Genomic DNA, 1,028 nt, shown 5'->3' with positions numbered 1-1,028 from the left:
CACGGCCCGCTCACGCAGTTCGTCTGGGTACTTCTTCGGTGCTGGCACTGCTCCACCCTTCCGTGGCTTCAGTGCCTCCATCAATCCCGGGGCGGTTCACAGCGCCCCCGACCCAGACACCCGGTTGGCCCGGCAGGACAAGAAGCGGACGTTCGTGGCCGCAATGCGCCGGCAGTGCGCATGCACGACCACTCTGTGCTTGTTCGGCCTCGTCGAGCTGTGGGGCTTCCCGCACACTCCTTTGCAGGTGAGCCTGGCTGCGGCCGTCGTCCTCAGCCTGTTCATCGTCGCGGTCGTTCACGCGTGGGCTGCGGCAACCTACCTGGGCGAGCGCAGCGGGTCGCTGCGCCGTGTGGGGAACGAGGCCTGCTACGTCTTCTGGTCGCAGCTCGAGCTGATGTGGTGGCTGTCGGTCGCGGCCCTCGCGCGGTTGTGGTCCATGATCACTGACCCGATGGGGCACGTCGAGGACGACGTGCCGCCGTCGCCGACGGGCGCGGTCGTGGTGCGCGGGTACGCGACGCGTACTGCCCCGTCGCCGGGGTGGGCACCAGCGCCGCGAACCGCGACCACGTCCGACGAGTCGGTCCCTACTGCGGACGCCGCCCCTGGTGCAGTACGCCGGCCCATATGATCATGCCGTCGCGGTCCGGAGGGTTGGTCGTCCCCACGCTCTGTGGTGTGGCGGCAGGCGGGCGGCGCCTTTAGGCGTCGCACCCCGGCCGGGATCACGCAGCGGCAGCAGGTCCGCTGGTTTGGCGCCGGTGACGGACGGCCGGCAGCGGGTCGGCCAGCCCGAGGACCACGACAGCCGGGCGGCGGCGAAGCGTCGGGCGGTTCCAGTCGCGGAGATTGCTCGGCACGGCATCGAGCTCAGCCGGTGACCAGTTGTGGTCATGGGGCCATCCGGAGGGTTGCCGGGGGCCTTCTGAACCGTCACGGGTTTGATGCCGCCTCCTTGTGAGTCCAGGAGGATGGCGCCATGCCCAAGAGGTACCTGCCCGAGTTCCGTGAGCGGGCGGTGCGGA

Annotated in this window: 1 protein-coding gene; it reads left to right on the top strand. The window is 69.9% G+C overall.

The features are described 5' to 3' along the window. The coding region (locus tag E9529_RS21450; protein WP_236833281.1) for a hypothetical protein at window positions 1–634 on the top strand (634 nt) is incomplete at its 5' end. Between the last annotated feature and the right edge of the window lie 394 nt (window positions 635–1,028).

Source organism: Blastococcus sp. KM273128, assembly GCF_021698975.1.
Taxonomy (GTDB): Bacteria; Actinomycetota; Actinomycetes; order Mycobacteriales; family Geodermatophilaceae; genus Blastococcus.
Note: the sequence above shows the minus strand (reverse complement) of the source record. Positions and strands in the feature narration are given on the sequence as shown.